A 19,586-nucleotide genomic window follows, 5' to 3' on the forward strand; every position below is an offset into this window, starting at 1 on the left:
GTAGCAACGTTTCAATGCTATCTCCGCTGAAATGCGCTAAAAACGTTATGTCCTCAGCGCGAACTAAAAATTTAACTCTGAGAAAGCCACCTGCACCTGTATATAATCACTCATATCCAGGTCCGCAAGCTGCTCCATAATTACCGGCTCCCCAGAAATAGTAACAACCGCGGCCATCAATGCAGACATATATTTGCTCTGGTCCTTACCGGCAATTATCGTGGCCTTTTCAACGTCCTTTCCTTTTCCCTTTCTTACTCTGGCAATCGTTTTGCCATCAGCGAATAACACGCATTTAACTAGCGATCCCGCCGCGTCCTTTGTATCAATTATCCTTTCACCATCAGGGAACGATTCGGGCAATACACCGCTCGGTAAAAGGTCTAAAAAAGGAGTTACTGATTTTGCTGCCTCATTAGAATCTACTGTATTCATGTGGTATAGGTTTTTTGGTCAAAGAGTATCCCCGTATAGCACGGGGATTTTAGTTTATGCTCCAATATTTTGACGGAATAGCGCCAGCTGGTCCACCCCGTTAACACGCCAGATGTTATTAAGTATATCAATACTCACAACCTCAACGCCCGCTATCTCCAATTTATAAGCAGTTACATTCATTTCAGATTCCAGCTCAACATTATCCTGTGGCTTAAATCCAAAACCTCCGGTTTTCTTCCAGGTCCCAACCATGAAAACAACGCCCGGCTGCTGAGATACACGGCTACCGCCCTCCCAGGTTTCAATATTAGTTCGAACCGTTACAGACGTCGCAGTATATGGGTCGTAGGTGATGGACATTACTTCAGGATAGATAGCGTTCCATTTGAATTTTGCCGATAGCTTTTGCAATCCGGCGGGCAATTCAAGCTCCCCAATCATCCCCAGGGCCTTATGATCAGACATTTTAGTCTGAACGTCCGGCAGGGTAATTTCTTCGGCTCTGCCCATATGGCTCGTGCCGTTCATATACACGTTTGCGTTAACGCAACGATTAGTACGTAATCCCATTAGGTATAGAGTTTATATTGTTTAAATGCTTGGTTTACTTCAAAGCAGAATAAAGGGAAATATCAATAACGGAAAGGAATGTAATGCGCTCAGCAGGCGTTGCACCCATGAACACAATACGGAACTTAATTTGCCCGTTCGCCAGATCCGCGGGCGGGTTGTCCGCCCTGTTAAATTCGACACGGGAACCATCCTGCAATGCCCCACGGCCAACAAGGGTATTAATGAAATTATTCCCGGACTGCCTGATTTCGTCAGCAAGCGCCTGATTAATAGGATCATCGCTGAACTGCATGGCTGCGCGTTCCAGGCTACGATGCACAACATCGGCTGTGCGACGCATCTGCACAAAGTTTAAAGGGGCGGTATTAGTCGGATATGATGCATTGCGGTTGCCCCATACTCTAAACCCTGTACCGAAGTCATTAAACACAGTAGTGATCCCTATTGCGTTTAGCAGGTTTGTATCGGCACCTGGATCGTTCAAACTTGCCGTTACTGGCGTCGCAAGACCTGTGACACCTACAATACTCTTATTTGAAGGACTGAACCAATAACCTTTACTAGGGTTATTATCTGTAGCCGCCATTACACCAGCATAAAAAGCAGAATACGGAAATGGCTGGTCTGAATTTGTCGCCTCATCATAAGACAGAACATAAGGGAATGCAAGTATAGCCCGCTGGCTGGAAGTATTAAAACTACCTGTTGCCGCTACCCCGCGGCTGGCTAAAGCGTCCGGCACAGTATCATCGGGAGCACAATCAAGAACCACATTTGCGCCCAACTTATCCGACTGCGCAAGCAAGGCCGCGGCCACAGTTGGAGAGGATGTATAAGCGGGAGAAATTAATATTTTAGGCTCGTACCCATAAAGAGTAAACGCCAGATCAAAACATTTTGCACCAGTCCTGTTACCACTCCCATCAACAGCGCCTATAATATGCGCATCTGTAACTCCGGAAACCTTCAGCTTATCAAAAGAGAACTTTAAAACGGTATTCTCAGGTATACGGCCCTTAATCACAGTAAATAAGCCGAACTCACTTAACAGATAGTCCGTACCAGCCACATATGTCGCGGCTGAACCATCATCCTTTGTGATAACCACATTACCAATAGGAGCCGCCGAAAGCCGCAATTCCCCACCAATAACTGTATGGCTTTCATCTTCTACTGCCTCAGTGTGTAACGCCTCATCAAACACGTTCACAACCAGTATAGTACCCGCGCCTTGCAGAATAATATGATTTAATGCATGTGGGATATTAAACCCAGGCAGACGACCGCCAAACAGCGCTGCATCGTCACTTGAACGCACTAACGTAAGTTTATTTTTAGGCCCTTTAGGGGCAATACCCACAAGCCCAATAACCGAAGTCCTAACCTCCGTGACGGTACGTATACCGTCACTAATTTCTATGGTTTCAGTACCATGTATAAATGCCATTTTTAGTTTGTTTTAGGAATAGGGAATAGTGTTGATTGTCAGAGAAGATTATGAGGTATAGATAAAATCCTCCGTGAAGGAAATAGTGGCAAGATTGCCTCCAATCGGTGCTTCTTCGGGTCTCTGTTCCGGCTCATATTCCGTTATTATTGTACGGCATTCAAACTCAATTGAATGCTGTATTGCATTTTGATCAAATGCCACCGGTTCGTACTTAGCCACCGTTAATCGTTCAGCGTCTGTAGGCTTAAACCCGGTCACATGCTTTTTAGCAAATGCCATCAGCCAGTAAACGCCATAGGCCCCGCGTAATCTGGTGGCAAGAAATGCCACTCGAAACCGTGCGCGCTCTTCCACCCTCGCAGTGTCCAGCCCTTTATCCGGGTCGAAACTGCTATCAATGTACTGGATAGCGACACGCCCCAGGTCTAACCGATCATTCAGGGCCTTCATATCAGCATCATTATCAGGCATTGCAGCGGCTAAACACTTGTCGTCCGCACCAAACGCCGCGAATCGCGCATTTAAATGTGCTGCCACTTCTTCCTCAACTACTCCGTAATCCATTACCTTTGAACAATTTTTGCGACTAATGTTTGCCCGTCGTACTCGCTTATATAACTTTTAACCCAGTATTCAAATACACTGCCGTCCTGGTGCGTTATAGTGATAATCTGCAATGGCAATGCTGAACTGTTTACGGCTTCTCTGAGGCCAGGCAAATCCCCCTTTTTATACTCCATGGTACAACCTTCTATTTCGAATTGTGTATCGATGAGCGGCTGCCCTTCTGTCGGATCTTTATACAAAACTTCCGCGGTAACAGGCTCCGCCCCTAAAGATGGAATCCATGTAGCCGTGCAGCCCATCGCAGTCGTAACAACATCAAAAGCGGTCCTCATGTATGCATCAAAGAAACCCAAACCAGCGCTATTATAGGAGTATAGGAATTATTGTTTCAGCAATACACAGCCAACACTATCTGCAAGGGCTGCGGCTTCCGCCGCATAACCTACCCAAACGTTAGTGCTCGCAGTTTTTGTTAACGAATCGGTCGCATCATCGAAATAAACCATATCGCCAACAGCCCACGCTTCACCGGTCTTTTTAGGCAAGCCAGTGAAAGCACCTTCAAGAGCCAGCGTATACAGCTCGGTAGCCAATACGCTACTCTCTGCAACGCCAACCAGCCCTCCAATAATCTGCAAGCTTCCGCCTGTTACATTTGCCGTCGCAACAATCTGAATACTACGGGATGAGTGTCTAAAATTGGTACTCATTATTTTATTTTAAATTTCCCGGGACCGACCGCGCCGGGATAATTATTAAATGTTGTTATCAGTCAGATTAAGCGCCAGGATTTTTATACCATCCACGATAACCCCAGACTTTGGTATCGAAATCCAGTGAAGAAACAGTGTCAACTGTTTGCTTTTTTGGATCTACAATACTGTCGATATTCAAACCTTCCTGACCAGATAGATATGCATATACAATGCCTTCAACCTCGTTTGGATCAGCTGCCAAATACCACTCTTTAGGATCCGTTAAATGCGGATCTACGAGAATTTCATACTTGCCAGTAAAACCGTTGACCTTAGCTACTTCATTAGCTGTAATTGCTGCCATAAGTTGCTCCGCTTTCGTTTCCAATTCCGCAGGCACTACGAAGTACTTAGCCTTTACTGCCAGGAATCCGCCCGTTGGCGTAGTTTGACGCCACATTGCAACACGTCCCGCACTCAGAGTATCAATTGACGGCGCACCGATGGCTGCACCCGACGCAAGATTATTATGGTCAGCATGGAATAACGCCTTACCGTCAGCAGCTTTTGCATTACCCGTAACCAGATCCCAAAACATTTTAGCTTGCAGTGTCCCGGCGCCTTGGGCTATCAGCTTGGGCAGCTCTTTAAAAATATCCAGGTCATCATTGATAATAGCTTGCCTACCGATGGAAATTACATTTCCAAATGTTTGCAACTTGGTTGTTGCCTTATCATTCGTAATCAGGGATGAATGTTTAAATTCTCCATTCTCGCCAACCTTGTCGAATGTAATCTTACCGTCAACAGCAACGCCTGTGCTAGTCCTGAAATCCTTATTGGATTTAGCCGCGGCCAACTGCTTCCAAGCAAAATTTTGCTGCTCATAGAAATAGCGCAAAAATCTCTCTGTTGTATTACTAAGCAGATCAGGGAAATCGGTTGTTGCAAAAGCGCGGGTAACTACCTCCGCATCCGAAAGCCTATAAGCCTTTTCACCATTCACATCAAGTGTATGACGCGCCAAATTCAATAGACTAAGATGGCGATATTCACGGGCCTGCTCACTCAGATCTTTAACAGAACCAGGCATTGCTCGGTGCATAATCCCATCAACCATATGCTTGCGCCTTAACTGATTTTCATCACCACGGGCTGAAGCACTAGGGCCACCGCTAACAGGATTACCTGTCTTCGCTAACTCATCAATAATGACAGCACGGGCTGCATCAATTTGGGTACCGTTATTAATCAGCGTCTGGCTAAACTCTATAGGCAACCCGGCAGCCCTTACTGCATTACTTATATCGATAATTCTCTTTCGTTCACTAGCAATGCCGTCTGCGCGCATCTGGTCGGAACTTTCCGTGGGCGCAGCAGTAGGTGCAGGAGCCGTAACCGGATCAGCTATACGAGTAGCGTGGGTTGCTGGCATTGTGTTCTGTACCGGTTCTGTCACCGGGGCATTTTCTCCTTCCATATTTGTGCGGGTATTTTTTACGAGTGAGTAATTTTCTATTGTGATATTGTGCCCGCCGTATTCGTCGGACCTTATTTTGCTACGGAAATCAGCAGGAACAGGTGCAAGGGAAATTTCAATAGGCTCCCAATCAGCCGCCTTATAGTTAGGAATGGCTTTATCTTCAGCCGAAACTTCCCGTATATACTTGTAAACATTATATCCTACTGAAATAGACTTGATAATTCCCGCCCTTATATCATTCCAAATACCTGTAAGATCTTCACGGGTACTAAATCGAATCGTAGCGCGACACTGCCTATCTTTAATCTCATAAGAAACAACACTGCCGTACTGTCCAAGCACTCCCGTGTAACGGTCGTGATTGTCCAGCAATGGGACAGCGTTTTCGTCAAGCCTTCCAGTTCGGATATATCTTTTTTCGCACAATAGGATCTCGTTAAAACTTTCCTCCCATGCTTTACGAAAAACAGGTGTTTCTGTGGCAAATACCACATCAAAGAAACGCTCACCGGCTTCCGTCTCGACAATGCTGGCGGAATCAACCAACGCGCGACTATAAAATTTTTCGGTCTGTTTCTCTGTGCGGCTCATAATGCGACAAAAATGCCGCGGCGGGGTACAACTTTATAAACAGAAAATAACCTATGTCTCTTTTATTTCGATCCCATGCAGTGCATGCACTAGTTTCTTCTTAAGCCTATATACAGGCGTTCTAACTCCCTTTACGTCTTCAACGATATAATTGCCGCCCATATCGTAATAGGAGAAATCTGCCCTATATGTGGCGATTTTATAGCCATCCACGACCAGGGCAAAGGATGGCTGCAACTTTAAATCAGTAATTTCCCCACACCGTTGCATTAAACGCAAAACGGTATAACGCATTCCCTCCTTTGTGGAAGCGAAGCGTATACCATCTATAACTATCTTTTTTGCGCCGTACTTATTATGCCTCCCACTCACCCGGCCTGCTCCCAGATCTCGATTTCCCATTCTGCTGCATTACTTTCTGTTGAAAGGCAGGTGTCCAATCAGGGGATAACCCCGCCGCTTCAAACCTCTTTTGATCCTCAACCAGTTGATTAAATACTACGTCCGGGTTGTCCCCCTGACTTCTTACAACTTCCTGCCATGATTTGTATCCCGCCCGGTTCTGCTCCTTCAAACTATTTGTTTCCTTTACCGGATCTATCATTTCCCTACGCGGCGTGGTCCAACTAATAACGATATTATCAGTTACACCAACCCCAATTGCAATTTCACACGCTTCAAGGAACCACCCCAAAACAGGCTCACAAAGTTTTGGAATCAACAACATGTACTGCCAATCATCAACATTTCTATGAAACTCTAACTTTCCCATTCGCCCAGATGAAAAATTAACATTAGATAGATCACCCGTAAGCTGTTCATAGGTAACCCCATATCCAGTAGCTACGGCACGGTTAATTGATCTCATGTAATCAGAATACCCTGGATTCTGTGGGGGTTGAGCTATAGTAACCTGCTCATTGGGCCGTAGATAATTTATTGTACCTGGCTCCAAATGCTCTATTCTGTCATCCTCCCCATCAGCCACCTGCTCCGGGTCCGCATTCGTCACAAAAACCGGCATACAGGCTGCGGCCTTTTTCCCTAGCAACTCCGCATCGGCATAATCGTCCCCGTCTTTTTGGGTGAGAAGCGTGGACGCAGAGAAGGGCACCCCTCTATTTTGCTGCGGGCGCTCTACCTCATACACATGCGCTATGTCTTCAATAGGTATCAGTGTGCTTTTCGTGTTTCCGTCTAATGGATTGCGGTCATAAATCCAGTACCCCACACGCTTATTCTTCTCATCGTATTTGATACCATAGTAATCATAGCCCCCAGACTGGTAGGCCCCGCCTGCATAGGTGTGTTTTGTGGTATCAATATACTCCCCTCCCAACATAAGAACTTGAATACCGAATTTATTCTCCTTAGACGTTACCCGCTTGCGGATCGCTATAATCTCACCATCTACCACGACATTTTGCATTGCTAACTTCTGTAGGCCATAAAAGTTAAAATTCCCGTCGTAGTCGCACCTTAACTTTTTCGCCCATTGCTCCCAAGCTGAAACGACTTTCTCTACATTACGCTTACTCCCTTTAGAACCGCTTGTGAACGTGGGTACAATACCCGTTCCTACTACATTGTTCGCGATCAACTTAGGGGCACGCCTGGCATATGGGCTATTGTTCGACAGGTGCTGAGAACGGGCAACCAGATTCCTACGGTCACGCGCAATCATTTTATTCGTGCTTTCTATCCTGGCACTGCCAAAACTACTGAACCGCGGCCCATAGGCTCCCCCTTCATACCGGCGGACATGGCTATCCATTACCTGCAATTTCGCACGATTAGACACCCGCCGTAACGCCAAAGACGGGGACACCACAGCAATTGCCTTTTCCAATAAATTCATTACTTCAATCCTTTTGTGAATGACATTTGACGCCGACGGTGTGGCCTCTTCTTATTCAATGCATCGGCCATTTCCAACAGGATACCACGCATTTCTTCTTTACTGCGGTACTCTATCCGCTTATCTCCATATTGCACAATAGATACTCCTTGCGCATACGCCTCGGACAAGGTTTTAAAATGTTGTTCGGTATAAGGAATACTATTCATTAGATAACATTTGAAAGGGAAATATTTATATTGACTAATTCAAATCTGGCAGCTAAGTTATCCGCAATAGCTTCAATACTGGATAGGTCCGTCTTTATCTGTTTATAAATATCTTTCTGACATGCGATTGTCTCTACCGATCTTATAACCGGCATGTGGCTTATGTAATTAAATATTCGAGCCAATTCCGGGTAACTGTATGCCGTCTTCTCCTTTAACAAATAGTATACAATAGACTTTTTATAGGATGCCGCCGAAGATGAATTCTTCGTACGTCCCTTTCTGCGAGCGCCGCCACTTTCTCCCTTGTAATGAAAAAAATCGCAATCGAGATCCCAATAAATACACGCAGCATCAATAATACGCTGCTCTATAGGTTTCTGCATTAATGGGAAAGTAATAACTGCCATCAAACTTTTATTTATCGATTCCAAAATGATGTTTTATTCTCTGCCCTTGCCCTTTTTATGTTCTTAATAGGCAAGGATGCAATCTTTGTTTCCTGAACAGAATGAGGCATCACCTGTATCCCTTCAGCCTCCTTTCGCCATCTTTCTGGCGTCCATCTATCCGCGCCACAAATAGACGCTGCGGCCCGTGCATATACCCTGCAATCCAGTGGCTCGTTTCGTTCATATTTTTTTTTCCAGATATATTGCAAGTAGCCCCGTCTATTTCTTACAACCTCCTGCACCTCCGCTGTCAATCCACGGAAATAGTGGCTATCTCGCCTAGGAAAATAGCAATATCCATCTGGTACTGTTCCCGTTTCTATGTCGATTTCCTGACGCAGGTTCGCATAAACCTCAGACTTTATGAAGTTTACCCCAACATGCCAAACCTTTTGTTTATTAACTTTCTTCCCATGCTTTACAATATCGATAGCACGCGGTGGAGAGAAATAATTCTGTAGTGATTCGCTGCCCTTAATGGGTACAACTTTTGAAAATCCGTGTTTCTTCGCCCATCTATACACGATATTAGCCTGATAACCGGTATCTATCGTCATTAAACGAATAGGCAAGCCTGCCCCATTCGCTAAAGGCCAAACCTCACGTACTACTTTGTCCAGCTCCGCCCACACCTCTTTTTTCTCAATGTCCCCAAGTAATACCCTGAAATCCACTTGGTGAGACTTAAACCCCGGCATCCACCCTACAATTTCGAGCTCTAACCGATCCTTCTGCACATCTACGCCAGCGGTCAAAAAGACAACCCCATCACGCAACGTATTATGCGGGTAATCTTCCGCCCTACGACTGATATTCTCCCATTCTGGCGCATCACTTCTTTCCTTCCAAGTTTCCCCCAGTACAGTATTGTAAAACTGTTTCAACTTCGTGTCGTCCCCTTGTGCCTTCTCCCACTGCTCCGCAATTTCCCCCCAGGACTTCCAGCCGTAAGGACTATACAATGCGCTCAAATGAAACCCGGCAACATACCTATTTGCTTTTTCCGGAGCTGAAGCATACCACCGCCCCCGTTCCAACATCTGAGATTTGAACCGTTCCTGAATCAACTCTTCACAATGTTCACAGAGGTACGCCGCATCCTCGAATACCCCGGGCGTCCACCGCAGCCGGTTGAATTTTAGCGACTGCATTCCGCCACAATGAGGACAAGGGACATGATAATACCTCTGGTCTGTCTGCTGAAATTCGTTTTCAATGATAGAAAGACCTTGAATTGTAGGAGTACTTATTTCAAGTATCTTACGATTACTAAACGTAGCGGTGCGCTGTTCCGCGAGTCCGATAGGACTACCCTCTCCCTCAACATCCATCGGGTAACCGTCCACCTCATCCAACATTAAATACCTTACCGGCATAGAGCGCAACCCCGCACCCGAGTTGGCACCAGTGAGCGCCAGCACTCCACCAGGAAACTCTTTATTGTTGATTGTATTTCCGCTGTTCTTACTGTTACTGTCCTTTATCTTGCTCCGCAAACGCGGTGACGCTTCGATCATAGGAGCAATACGCCCCTTTGAATTTCGTTCCATAGTGTCCATAGTAGGCATAACCCCCAGGATTGGACCCGGGGCCATATCAATCAAATACCCAATAAAATTCAATAAGATCTCTGTAGCCCCCACCTGCGCCGCCTTCATTATTACTAACTTTCGGAAAATGGTGGTGACGGAAAGCAAGTTCATTGGCTCAATCCAGTAAGGAGTTCTACTACTAGAGTACCGCCCGGGCTCAGCTGCGGCCTTACTATCCAGCCATCTATGAGTGTCGGCCCATTCTGTAACTGTCATGCGCTGTTCTGGCCTCAACCCGTCAATAAAACCTCTAATTGCATCGAATTCCATTGCTACCTCCATAGGCTATTCATTCATCAATTCTATCTGCTTACTTGTGGCCGCTTCCAGTGCATTATGCAGCGCCGTCGTCATAACCAAATGCGCCTCAGAACGTGATTTGGCTGCTATAATATCATCAATACACTTATCAGGAATACCCATTAAAACAGTACGCAGTATTTGTCCATGTTTAAAAAGTTGCTTGTACACAAGATCTCTCTCCACGAGTTCCCCCTTTTTCTTTTTCAAATCCAATACCGTCAACTGTGCCTGCGCTATTTCCTTTACTCTCTTCGCATTGGCATAGCTTGTATTGCTACTTAGCGTGCCCGAATCGTTATGAGGGATAGCATCATCATGATTATTCGTAGATGGTGCAGGACCAGGAACTATATTTTTTGCCTGTTGTTGAAGATGCAATTCCCCCCACTCGGCATTGGCATGAGATACAATAATTTTTTTTTCCTTTGGATCCCATCCCTTTTTTATCCATCCCTTTGCTACCGCTTTGCTCACCGCCTCATTACTCACCCCCAACCTGCGGGCGTACTCTCTTTGGGAAACTCTTTCTAGTGCGGGCCTTGCCATATCTTAACAAATCAATTTTCAGATGGAACAAACAATAGTGGTATACGGGAAATAAGATTAGCAGAAGTACACGCCATTACTCCGGACGCGAAATCAAACCTTTCGTAATGCCAGAAAAGAAAACACACACCACAAAAACTTATTAAGTACCACAGTACACACCCATAAAGGATTAAAAGCCCTTTTATCATTCAGTAACCATTTTAAGCATCAAATAAAAAGCCTCACTATCTAAAGAGATCTCACGAGCCTCTTTAAATTCATCCAGGCGCTCCCGCATATCATCACTAAGCGCAACAATAAGCGAGTATGAAGTTGGTCCGCCCGCACCCTCTGACGCCTCCATATTATCCCCGGCACCGGTAGCTTTTGCGTTGGATGGCTTTTTTAAAGGCCCATCATCCACCATCTGAAGAGACGACGAAAGTTCATCCAAATCCATAACCATACTGTCTAAATCCAAGTCGAACTCCGTACTAAGGTCTGACAATACATCAATGTCAAACGAAAGGTTAGCCTGGTTAACTCGGTTGTCTGCAATAGCCAACTCGTGCCCCTCCTTACTGTCCTTATCAATGTCTATTCGCTGAGTAACAACCAATGTATTACCACTAGTAGGAACAATAACAACCTCAGTAAATCCCTGGCGCTCCAACTCCTTAACTGTATGATTCCCGCCTATCAATTTCAAATTCTTATCCACCAAGACGCCACGCCCTACACCATACTTTGAAACCGACTTCATAAGCAATTCCCGCCCTAAATTGGTCCCCCGATTCGCGTTCCGATTATCTATAACCAAATCCGAAATTTTCGCGGTTATGTACCGTTTTTCCACGGTTTCATCATTTTGCTCTCCCCCCGTACTGACGGGCTTCTCCTTTCTTATTTTTGCCATTTATTATTACTGAAGTTGTCAACCAAAAAAAACTCTAACCCTAACGAAGTTTCGCGGCTGTGCCCGCCCGCAAGACTATTGTCAGGGAAGGACCCAGAGGGTAGGGGGCATAAGTCTCTAAACTTATCTCCTATGACACTGACCACAATGGCACAGAGTTGAGACCGGGTAAAACATCTTATATAGTTGTGAGATAATTTGAGTAAGTAGATAGTTATCACCTATTCAGCTGGCTTATTCTGTAACTTATTTCTCTGTTAAGCTCTTGCGGGAATACGGCGTCAATCTTGGATAGAACAGCCTCCCTAGACTCTGGAGTTAATGCTGCGGTATGTACAGATACAGAAACCAATGCCTGTATGGGTAAATCATTTCCGCTACTTTTATCACGGGTAAAGCGTTTTTCGAACCCCCTAGATCCATACTTTCCTCTTGCAAAAACTGCGCTGATACGAGGGGTCATAAATGCATAGGGCAATTCAATTCTTTCCCCAGGCTTAATTTCAACCGTCCCCTTTGCAACTTTCTTTTTCCTTCGCTTAAATGCACGAACAACATTACCGCCGCGCCGTTTCCCTCGAATCGATTTCGTCGGAGTTTCAAACTTCGGTTTAAAATTTATTAATGAAATGTGCTTACCGTCCGCAAGCAAATGCCCAGTTAGCGTATTTGAAGTAGAACGACTTAACTGAATAACGTTAGATAGTACAGCCTGTGGAATGTTATACTGTTGTGCGACTTTTCTACGTGCAACCGTTCTTCCCTGCGTCAGGGTACGGTTTATTGAACGGGAGAGGGCCAATTTTGTTTGCTGTGGCGATAATTTAACAGCCAGATTGTTGATACTTCTTATAGCATCGCGTGTTTCTACTCTTATCATAGAGGGAAGTATTAAATAAACACGGAGCGCTTGCGAATGCAGAGCAATAGTATGATGCTTCTATGTAATTCCAATAGAAATTTTATCAACACTTTGTGGATTATTGCAAAAAGCAATTCACTTGACCATTTTGAATAATTTGGCGGGATGAATTTTAAAACGACAATTATAACTTGCATTCCAGCAGCACAGCAATAACAAACCTCTATAGTCATAAAAAAAGACATAGCAAGCTATGTCTTTCATTTATGGTGTATTGATTATTTCAAACTATACATGATCCAAGATAAATTTTGCATCTATTTCGAGTTTCATGTAAACATTCTTAATGAACTGAATATCCGGCTCTCTTTTCTTGTTAAGAATTTGAGAAAGCTTTGATTCAGTAACTTCGAGAATCCGAGCGAGCTCTTTCTGCTTAATTCTTTTCTCGAATCTCTTTAGTTCGATCATTTCTTCAAGAGACTGAGGCATTGGCAATTGGTAATGCCTTTTCTCATAATTTTCTGCTGCGATTGCGATGACATCAAGTTCCTGAGATTCTGCTTCATTGAGATTTCTTTCCCCTTTCCTCATTAAGAAGTCAATCCTTTCCATGACTTCTTTATACTCCCTCTCAGTTGAGAGTACAAGGGAAGTTGGTGTTTTTTTCATGTTTATCCAGATTACTACACAAATACCCATGTGTACATTGGGCCCAAATTGTTTAAGGTCAAAATTTGGGAACACCTACCACGAGGCTCTACTTTACTTCAAGCTTCGTCGGTTTCGTTAGAGGTCTTTGTACTCATTTCGGGTGGTTTGGGGTTTACTGTAACTCAATAAATGAAAGGGCTATACTATAAAGTTGACACATCTAATTTGTCGTATTCTGCATGCGAACCGAAAAATCTTATATATACAAGTGACTTGCCGAAAAATATCCGAGCTATTAGCCTATACCTGTTTCCTTTAATATTGAACACATACAAATCATCTCCCACATAGTCTACACTACCGAACGTGTCTTTAATATCTTGAAACTGTTTCCAAGCTGCCTCACAGGTCAATCTGTACCATCTCAGTAAAGGATCTGTAGAATCAGGATGCTCATTAGCATATTCAATAATTGTTGATCTAGATAATACTCTCATAAAAGTAAAATAATAATGCAAATGTACAAATTAAAATACACAAACGGTAATTTTATTTCATTTTTTGAAATTTTTACTAATTTATTTAGTCATTTCAATGCATTTTATGCAGTATCACCGATTATCATATAACCAGTTGTTTTACAATAATATAACGGACTATAAACAATATATATGCTAAAATTTTTACTATTTAGGTATATATATCCTTTTGGAATACAATCAGAAACAGATATATAGTTTTCACAACTCAATATCGAAAGCAGTTCTAACAATGAATTGGGAATTTAACATTTGAGGCGAAACACGAATTAGCATGCGCAAATAAAAAAACCCGGTAGCAAGAACCGGGTATATATAAAAAACTAAATGTTTAATAACTCACTCAAACCCCTCACTGAAAAACTCCCGAGGGGTTATTTCCAATGCGTTAAAAAGCCTTTCTAAGGAAGAAATCCTCATGTCTGCACCCTGTTCCCACTTCCCATACTGGCTACGGCTCAACCCATGATCCCAAGCAAAATGTTCCTGGTTACTATACCCCTTTTTTTTACGTAATTGTTTAACCCGTTCGGCCACTTTCGCAGCGAAATCATTCACATGTTGAAATCCATCTTGGTTAATATCACTCATTATGCTCCATTGTTTACCCGGTAAACATACAGAATGTGCATTTATTAAATTCCCTTATATAACGTCCATTCAATAAGCATACCGTTAAAATAGTACCATCATATAAATACACCGTCTTTATATAGACCCTATATAAGCAGATATATATAACTGATTAAATATTAATTTAAATGAGGTCAAAATATCCCAATACAAAAATTGCAAGGAAGCACTTAGGTAATATCTACGATCAATATTCAGAAAAGCATTATGTAGAATTCATTGAGACATGGGCGCATGATACAAATAACATAGTAGCAAACATCACAAGCGGCCTCGACCTCATCAACTACGACGAACTTTCAATAGAAAACAAACAGGCGATGGAACTTATGCGTTACGCATGTAATATGTTGCACGGGCTGAACCGAAATATTTTAGAATTCAACAGGACGGCCCTAGACATTATTTTAGAGGAAATTGATATAAGACAATGGCTCAGTTCCCAAGTTAACGGCTATCGGGTTCCGGCGGCCGCCAAACAATTAAAAATATTTGCCTCAATTTCTGAGGACGCCCCAGTTATAATAAGAAGTGATATGGCTAAATTATCCATAGTATTCTCAAATATCATTATGAATGCAATAAAGTTTTCTAGTCCCGGAGGGGAGATTAATGTTAGAGCCGGTAACAGACAAGATTACCTATTTATATCAGTGGAGGATCAGGGATGTGGCATTGCAAAAAAGGACTTGAAGAAAATATTTAAGCCATATCAGCAACTCGATTATAACGTCCCTGGTACAGGACTTGGACTTGCAATATGCAAAAGAAATATGGAGATTCTCAACGGGATGATATCTGTTGATAGTGAAGAAAGCCAAGGTACAACATTTACAGTATGCATTCCTACTAACGTTAAGCCAATCACAGAACCTATATAACATACCGGCAATAAACACTTTATCATAGAAAGAAATGGGGAAAAGCCGGTAGAAATCTATGTTGTGTATATTTAAAACGATAAAATACAGGGCAGGTGATCACGCCCGCCCTCTTTGAATACTACCATGAGATTTTGGGAAAAAAATCAGATAGCGTACTTTAAAAATATAGCTCGGCGACGCCAATCCTTACATCGTTGAAAAAAATCCCATATTGCAAATTGTTTTGCTACCATGATAATTGCGGATTTTCTTTCTCTCTCTTTCCCGTCATGCAAAATGTTGGCTACAAACCGTGACCGGTCATTATTTAATACTGTGTAGTAATAGCTCCCGGCACGTGTTACATTTAATTCGTCCTGAAGTATCCCAACACGAGACATAAAGTCGTAGAGGAATGCGGGTATCAGATCGAATTCCAATTTACCTGCCAAAAACAAGAAATACAACTCATTACTATAATTGGCGCTTGCTCGGATGTTTTTACGTTCGTCCGGCAACGATTCAGAAAGACGTTCCCGAGACGCAGACCATTCTTCTACAGCTTTTCGGCGCGCATCGCTATTGATATAGGATCTTATAAAAAAAATAAATGTCTTAACATTTAACCCGAAGTATTCTCCATACTCATCATAAACGCCGTTCCGCAACGCTTGCCGAATTTCGTCAATGGTTACCCTTGGATACACTTCTATCAGTCTACCATAGAACTCCGATGCGTAAATAGCTAATGTCCCTGGGTCCGCCTTCTGACCGGCGATAGAATATGTTGACGTAATGATTGTAATCAATTCAGTCTCCACTTCCTCCTGTTCTCTATCAATTATTTTTGCAGACAAGCCTGCCTCAACCATCTTACGACGTTCCGGAGCCAGCACTTCAGCTGCTTTCCAATTTAGCTCCCTATTGCGCTGTACAAGAACCGCTAAGGGCATGGAATCCCGTTTTACCAGCTTATTCATACAAGTTGTCTATTTTTTTGCGCTTCAATAATTTCTAAAAAAATGCTCGGCAAGAGATCCACGCCCGGCAATTCACTAATTTCCACCGAATAGAGGCGCTGTCCACCTACGTCTTCAGTGCACCCAGTTTCCCCTGCCCTTATTTCAACACCCAATACTGTGACTTTATCACCAACGCCAAAAACCTTAACTCCATTATGACGTAACGGTTCACGCAATGTTAGAACCGAACCTACGGAGGGGATATAAAAACACATTTTATTTGCCAAGTCAACCAAATAATTCTTGTAATCATCACGGCAACGCTCCAATTCAAACCATTTACGCACACAGGCCCTTTCTACATCGTTTGATTTAAGATTACGTCTTTTCAAGGCCTCGGCACGATCATACAAATCTTTATACTCCTCCTCGAGATTTGAAATTATTTGCGGATAATTCAAAACATTTCCACCGTTTACAGAAATCACTTGCTAACCATTTTTAAGTTCCTGTTAAAATTTAGTCATTGCCCCGAGAGGTAAAGGGTTAACTGCGCTTACTCCTTAAAATCTGCATTGCGAGCGCGGCCGCATTAAGATTGTGCGTTATCATACCACCGGCAACCGGACCGTCGACTACTTCCTCCCTCGCATTCCGTAGCTTCAAAATGATCGATTGGATATGTTTTTCCACCTGTGAGAGGGAAAAATTTTTATAAAACGAATCCTGCGCCGTAAATGTGACGATAGTCTCCCATACATCTTTGACAACGAGAAACCCACTTTCCTCTTCAAGGTGAACGCTCTCTTCATCTGCAATCAATTCAGCTATTTTGCGGGCTGCCGGATAGTCTTTTTCAGTCTGTTTGACATAACCAGGATTATGCTGCTTGAAAATTCCAATCATTTCCGGCACAATGAAAATATCCTTCGAATTGGAAAAATTTGAATTAGTGGAAAACGTTTCTCCCTTTTCCCCCACACCCCCTATTCCCTCTTTACTATTTCCCTTTCTATTTCTATTTTCATTTTCATCTTCCATATGTGAATCATATGATTCACATATGTTATTGCCTTTTATCTTTTTTTTACCTGCTCTATTCTCGGCACGAGAGGCACTATAGGCACGCTTTTTTGCTATACTATCAGCTATCCAAGCAATCAAATAACCTCCATCAACCTTTGTCAAAACTTGATTGAGCTCCATCCTTTCCTCATCTGTTAACTTGCGCGTGAAAAAGCCATGTTGTTCGTGTGTTATACATGTGTTACGCATATGTTCGCACATCATCCGGTCATAAACCACCTGAGTCGCAGGACTCAGGCAGTTCGTGTCTCTCAGATAATCACCAGGGTAAAACGTAAAACAAAAAGTTGTATCTGCTGCCATTATTGATTTTGTTATATAAGTACGGGTCTAATAATATTTAATCACTACCAGCGACAAGCGCCTTTAAATTCCATTCCAGCCCTACAATGAATTCGAAATACCGGCATAGCCGTTGAAAAAAGCTCCTTAGGATCATTTAGACCTGATGCGATCTTTTCAAGATATTTTGAACTATCTACAACAGATTTGATTGCGTCCTTATTGCCGCCCACTGTACAAGCAGAAAGGGAAAACACTACAATTACACAGGCAATTGCAGCCATCTTTTTACATGCATTCTCGCCCTTGTATCCCTTTCTGTGAATTTTTTTATTTACTACTTTATAATTCTTATCATACAGGTCCGCATCGAAGACACGGCCATCTTCAAGTTTATAGTATCGCTTTTCTGTATCAAAAAATTCCGACTCGATAACAGGCTTGGTACTATAGGGACGCACGGCGGCGAATTCCGAGTGGTTTCTACCCTCAGAATTAAATGTGACTTTCTTCATTTCGTCTTTTTACAATTGTGTTTTAAAATGGGATTAGGCGTATCCAACAAAGAAGTTTCAACGATATCAGTTAAAGTATCTCATTGCCTCTCTACCAACCCATTCGCCCATGTTAACCGCTACAGCATTCCCAATGAGCCGGTAGGAGCTCATTTTATTCGGGAAAATAAAATCATCCGGAAAACCTTGGAGCCTAGCGTACTCACGAATGGTAAAGGGACGTAACCCATATGGCGAAGACCTATCCTTAACCATCCTCGTGCCTTGGTCTTTGGAATAGTGCGCTACACAGGTAGGCGCAATGGCTCGCTCATTCTCAGGATCTACAATAATCGGCTTGTCCCTGTACTTGCCTTTTATTCGTGATATCACATAATCTTGCAAATCAATGTGGACGTCAGGCTCAAGTATATCTTTAATCTTTGGACGACGAAACGACTGAGCAGGAGCCGACACCATAAACGGCTTGCGTGTACCAATTAGGATCAATCTTTTCCTTTCTTGCGGGAGCCATAATGCTGCATTAACAGGGCAAAAGATATTAACGTAATAACCTGGCAATTGAGTCATTGCCTCCATAACCACCTTGAACTTTCTCATTCCCGGAACATTTTCGATGATATACATTTCCGGCTGCTCGATGGCTACGTGTCTAAAAAAATGAAGAAACAAATCTTCACCCGTACGGGCATTATGAATATCCGCCCCAGTACTATATTTAGTGCAGGGATACGTACCAACAATAATGTCGGTGCTTTTTTGCCCTAATACTGTAATCTCTCTAATATCTTGTGTCAATACCGGATGTTGAAAATATTGGGCATTCATTAGCATACACGCCGTGGCTTCTTCATCGAGGTCCAGAGACTGAACAACATTCACTCCGGCAAACATCATTCCTAGCTCCATACCTCCTACACCGCTGAAATAACCTTTTGCACTTGGTCTATACATAGTCTATTAGTCATTAAAACGTTTCTGGCTATTTGCTTTCCGGCACTCTCGTATGCATTAGTGGGCCAACGGCCACTGGTCACGAAATCTCTTTTTCCTGTAAAGATGTATATGCCATTTAAAAAAAGACAGGGCAATACATTCCCATTTGCCAGCCGGTAAAAAGTATCCATATTTACATATTCGGATCCTAATACCGTGGCTTTTCTGTTCGTTTGTAGCCTCGATGTACATTGATTAGTGAATTGTAAGTCGTGAAAGTTTATGTCCACGGTCAACCGCCCATTGATGATTAGCCTCAATCCAATTGTTACAGAGAAAGCAGGAAGCCTCCCAAAATGACATATCTAGCAAGAGTTTAATGGTATCTTTCCCCTTTCTGTGATTAACACACTCTGCATGATAACTACAGACGGGACTACGGATATTGCAAACAGGATTATCTATTACGAACTGCCTAGCTTGGGGCTGATACTCCCTTCTATTAATCCTTTCCCTCTTAATGCTAAATTGCCGGATCCGTTTTGCTTTTTTATCGTTTCGCAGATATTGATGAAACCTACAAAAACCCTTGCTAAACA

General features: G+C 43.1%; 24 protein-coding genes. 1 reads left to right on the forward strand and 23 read right to left on the reverse strand.

Going from position 1 to position 19,586, the window contains the following annotated elements; genetic code table 11:
- Positions 1–63: 63 nt before the first annotated feature.
- The 18 genes from F3I09_RS27105 to F3I09_RS27190 form a co-directional block, all read right to left on the reverse strand.
- Complete coding sequence (locus tag F3I09_RS27105; RefSeq protein WP_149698192.1) at positions 64–435, reverse strand: phage tail assembly protein; 372 nt, start codon at positions 433–435, stop codon at positions 64–66.
- Between the two features lie 54 nt (positions 436–489).
- Entirely contained in the window at positions 490–1,008 is a 519-nt protein-coding gene (locus F3I09_RS27110; RefSeq protein WP_149698193.1) for a phage major tail tube protein, read from the reverse strand.
- Between the two features lie 34 nt (positions 1,009–1,042).
- Complete coding sequence (locus tag F3I09_RS27115) at positions 1,043–2,458, reverse strand: phage tail sheath subtilisin-like domain-containing protein (protein WP_149698194.1); 1,416 nt, start codon at positions 2,456–2,458, stop codon at positions 1,043–1,045.
- A gap of 48 nt (positions 2,459–2,506) precedes the next feature.
- On the reverse strand, positions 2,507–3,025 hold the full coding sequence (locus F3I09_RS27120) for a Gp37 family protein (protein ID WP_149698195.1): 519 nt from the start codon (positions 3,023–3,025) through the stop codon (positions 2,507–2,509).
- Positions 3,025–3,360, reverse strand: a complete 336-nt coding sequence (locus F3I09_RS27125) for a hypothetical protein (RefSeq protein ID WP_149698196.1) — start codon at positions 3,358–3,360, stop codon at positions 3,025–3,027. Before F3I09_RS27125 ends, F3I09_RS27120 begins: the two co-directional genes overlap by 1 nt.
- 48 nt (positions 3,361–3,408) lie before the next feature.
- On the reverse strand, positions 3,409–3,738 hold the full coding sequence (locus F3I09_RS27130) for a DUF2190 family protein (protein ID WP_149698197.1): 330 nt from the start codon (positions 3,736–3,738) through the stop codon (positions 3,409–3,411).
- Between the two features lie 67 nt (positions 3,739–3,805).
- Positions 3,806–5,797 (reverse strand): prohead protease/major capsid protein fusion protein, encoded by a 1,992-nt coding sequence (locus tag F3I09_RS27135; protein ID WP_149698198.1) that lies wholly within the window; start codon positions 5,795–5,797, stop codon positions 3,806–3,808.
- Positions 5,798–5,848: 51 nt separating this feature from the next.
- Entirely contained in the window at positions 5,849–6,199 is a 351-nt protein-coding gene (locus tag F3I09_RS34830) for a DUF1064 domain-containing protein (protein WP_149698199.1), read from the reverse strand.
- Complete coding sequence (locus F3I09_RS27145) at positions 6,153–7,655, reverse strand: phage portal protein (protein ID WP_149698200.1); 1,503 nt, start codon at positions 7,653–7,655, stop codon at positions 6,153–6,155. Before F3I09_RS27145 ends, F3I09_RS34830 begins: the two co-directional genes overlap by 47 nt.
- Positions 7,655–7,864, reverse strand: coding sequence for a phage head-tail joining protein (locus F3I09_RS27150; RefSeq protein ID WP_149698201.1), 210 nt, complete (start codon positions 7,862–7,864; stop codon positions 7,655–7,657). Before F3I09_RS27150 ends, F3I09_RS27145 begins: the two co-directional genes overlap by 1 nt.
- Complete coding sequence (locus tag F3I09_RS27155) at positions 7,864–8,274, reverse strand: hypothetical protein (protein ID WP_149698202.1); 411 nt, start codon at positions 8,272–8,274, stop codon at positions 7,864–7,866. Before F3I09_RS27155 ends, F3I09_RS27150 begins: the two co-directional genes overlap by 1 nt.
- Positions 8,275–8,285: 11 nt before the next feature.
- Positions 8,286–10,190 (reverse strand): phage terminase large subunit family protein, encoded by a 1,905-nt coding sequence (locus tag F3I09_RS27160; RefSeq protein ID WP_149698203.1) that lies wholly within the window; start codon positions 10,188–10,190, stop codon positions 8,286–8,288.
- 3 nt (positions 10,191–10,193) lie between these two features.
- The gene (locus tag F3I09_RS27165; RefSeq protein WP_149698204.1) at positions 10,194–10,757 is read right to left on the reverse strand and encodes a hypothetical protein; all 564 of its coding nucleotides are present in this window, start codon (positions 10,755–10,757) and stop codon (positions 10,194–10,196) included.
- Positions 10,758–10,944: 187 nt separating this feature from the next.
- Positions 10,945–11,655 carry a hypothetical protein gene (locus tag F3I09_RS27170; protein ID WP_149698205.1) on the reverse strand — a complete coding sequence of 237 codons (711 nt, stop codon included), beginning with the start codon at positions 11,653–11,655 and terminating at the stop codon, positions 10,945–10,947.
- 217 nt (positions 11,656–11,872) lie between these two features.
- On the reverse strand, positions 11,873–12,535 hold the full coding sequence (locus tag F3I09_RS27175; RefSeq protein WP_149698206.1) for a hypothetical protein: 663 nt from the start codon (positions 12,533–12,535) through the stop codon (positions 11,873–11,875).
- 270 nt (positions 12,536–12,805) lie between these two features.
- Entirely contained in the window at positions 12,806–13,189 is a 384-nt protein-coding gene (locus F3I09_RS27180) for a transcriptional regulator (RefSeq protein WP_149698207.1), read from the reverse strand.
- Between the two features lie 185 nt (positions 13,190–13,374).
- Positions 13,375–13,668 carry a type II toxin-antitoxin system HigB family toxin gene (locus F3I09_RS34835; protein ID WP_149698208.1) on the reverse strand — a complete coding sequence of 98 codons (294 nt, stop codon included), beginning with the start codon at positions 13,666–13,668 and terminating at the stop codon, positions 13,375–13,377.
- Between the two features lie 381 nt (positions 13,669–14,049).
- The gene (locus F3I09_RS27190; RefSeq protein ID WP_149698209.1) at positions 14,050–14,301 is read right to left on the reverse strand and encodes a helix-turn-helix domain-containing protein; all 252 of its coding nucleotides are present in this window, start codon (positions 14,299–14,301) and stop codon (positions 14,050–14,052) included.
- Positions 14,302–14,471: 170 nt separating this feature from the next.
- Here F3I09_RS27190 and F3I09_RS27195 point away from each other — a divergent pair, with 170 nt between their 5' ends.
- Positions 14,472–15,224: a HAMP domain-containing sensor histidine kinase gene (locus tag F3I09_RS27195; protein ID WP_149698210.1), complete on the forward strand. Its 753-nt coding sequence runs from the start codon at positions 14,472–14,474 to the stop codon at positions 15,222–15,224.
- A gap of 146 nt (positions 15,225–15,370) precedes the next feature.
- On the opposite strand, the gene F3I09_RS27200 is transcribed toward F3I09_RS27195, so the two are convergent.
- The 5 genes from F3I09_RS27200 to F3I09_RS27220 all read right to left on the reverse strand — a co-directional run bounded on the left by F3I09_RS27200 (position 15,371) and on the right by F3I09_RS27220 (position 19,005).
- Entirely contained in the window at positions 15,371–16,186 is an 816-nt protein-coding gene (locus F3I09_RS27200; RefSeq protein ID WP_149698211.1) for a hypothetical protein, read from the reverse strand.
- Positions 16,183–16,656, reverse strand: a complete 474-nt coding sequence (locus F3I09_RS27205; protein WP_149698212.1) for a hypothetical protein — start codon at positions 16,654–16,656, stop codon at positions 16,183–16,185. Before F3I09_RS27205 ends, F3I09_RS27200 begins: the two co-directional genes overlap by 4 nt.
- Before the next feature lie 58 nt (positions 16,657–16,714).
- Positions 16,715–17,557 (reverse strand): hypothetical protein, encoded by an 843-nt coding sequence (locus F3I09_RS27210; RefSeq protein ID WP_149698213.1) that lies wholly within the window; start codon positions 17,555–17,557, stop codon positions 16,715–16,717.
- 44 nt (positions 17,558–17,601) lie between these two features.
- On the reverse strand, positions 17,602–18,051 hold the full coding sequence (locus F3I09_RS27215; protein WP_149698214.1) for a hypothetical protein: 450 nt from the start codon (positions 18,049–18,051) through the stop codon (positions 17,602–17,604).
- Positions 18,052–18,117: 66 nt separating this feature from the next.
- Positions 18,118–19,005: a DNA cytosine methyltransferase gene (locus F3I09_RS27220; protein WP_149698215.1), complete on the reverse strand. Its 888-nt coding sequence runs from the start codon at positions 19,003–19,005 to the stop codon at positions 18,118–18,120.
- Positions 19,006–19,586 lie beyond the last annotated feature (581 nt).

It is taken from the genome of Chitinophaga sp. CF418 (assembly GCF_900142925.1).
Classification (GTDB): domain Bacteria; phylum Bacteroidota; class Bacteroidia; order Chitinophagales; family Chitinophagaceae; genus Chitinophaga.